General features: G+C 63.4%; 1 protein-coding gene. It reads left to right on the top strand.

The window, feature by feature from the left end; all coding sequences use genetic code 11:
* The coding region (locus ACIQOV_RS42515) for a TOPRIM nucleotidyl transferase/hydrolase domain-containing protein (RefSeq protein ID WP_401056632.1) at positions 1 to 948 on the top strand (948 nt) is incomplete at its 5' end.
* Positions 949 to 1,099 lie beyond the last annotated feature (151 nt).

Genomic DNA, 1,099 nt, shown 5'->3' with positions numbered 1-1,099 from the left:
TCTCTATTCCGTTCCCCATGCCAGGTGTTCGTCGCCACCCACAGCGCCGACTTCCTCAGCGGCGTCCTCGAAGCCACCACCAAACCAGTAGCCCTCGTCCGGCTCACCCGCACAGCAGCGGGCCCCCGCGCGAACCAACTGGACCCCGAAGACGTCGCCAGCATCCTCCGCACCCCCATGCTGCGCTACTCCAACATCATCACCGGCCTTTTCCACGACGGCGTCGTGCTCGGAGAATCCGCCGGAGACTGCCAGTTCTACGCAGCAACCATCGACGCACTCAAGAACAACGACCACCCCAGCGACAATCTCGTATTCCTCCACACCGGCGGCAAGCACCTACTCGCCGACACCGCAGCCAGACTGCGCCAATGCGGTATACCCGTTGCGGTGATTGCCGATCTGGACCTTCTCAACGACAAGGGAACACTGAAAACGGCCCTCACCGCCGCAGGCGGGGACTGGGAAAAAATTTCGGCCGACTTTGACATCCTCGACCGGCACATGCGGGACGAGAAGACCATTATCACCGCTGCCGCAGTTAAGAGGCGGATCCTTGAGGCCCTCGGAGACCCGAAGGACGGCACCCTGCTCACCGGGAAACAGGCCGATGAAATCAGAGGCATGCTCAGCACCACCAGCAGCTGGGCCAACCTCAAGAAGGCTGGCCTCCCATTTCTCAGTAGCTCTCCGGCCTACATGGCCACCAAAAGAATCTTCGACGTCCTCGCCGAACGGGGCACCTTCGCGGTACCAGTTGGCGAACTCGAAAAATGGGTTCCTGAGGCCGCAGTGAGGAAGGGCCGATGGCTTCCCTACGTTTTCGAGAATGGCTACCACCTCAGGCCGTCCGATGACCTGCGCCGGTTCTGTGAACGGATCACACGCTATCTGAGTACCGCTGCTGCGACGGGCTCCTCCGCCCCGGCCACCCCAGACGCCCAGTAGCGCGACGAGAGCGTCCTGAGTTCCCGCTGTCTGACCGGGCAGCTCCGCAGCCAGCTCAGCCGGGAACAGACCGCATCCGCGAGGTCATCAGCCTGCGCCTGTAGGGCGACGCATCCGGCGGCCCCGGCCCGATTACGAGGCCGGGGCCGCC

Origin of the sequence: Kitasatospora sp. NPDC091257, assembly GCF_044757675.1 — a bacterium.
GTDB classification, from domain to species: Bacteria; Actinomycetota; Actinomycetes; order Streptomycetales; family Streptomycetaceae; genus Kitasatospora; species Kitasatospora lactacystinica.
The sequence above is the reverse complement of the archived record's forward strand: the minus strand, read 5'-3'. Positions and strand labels throughout refer to the sequence as shown.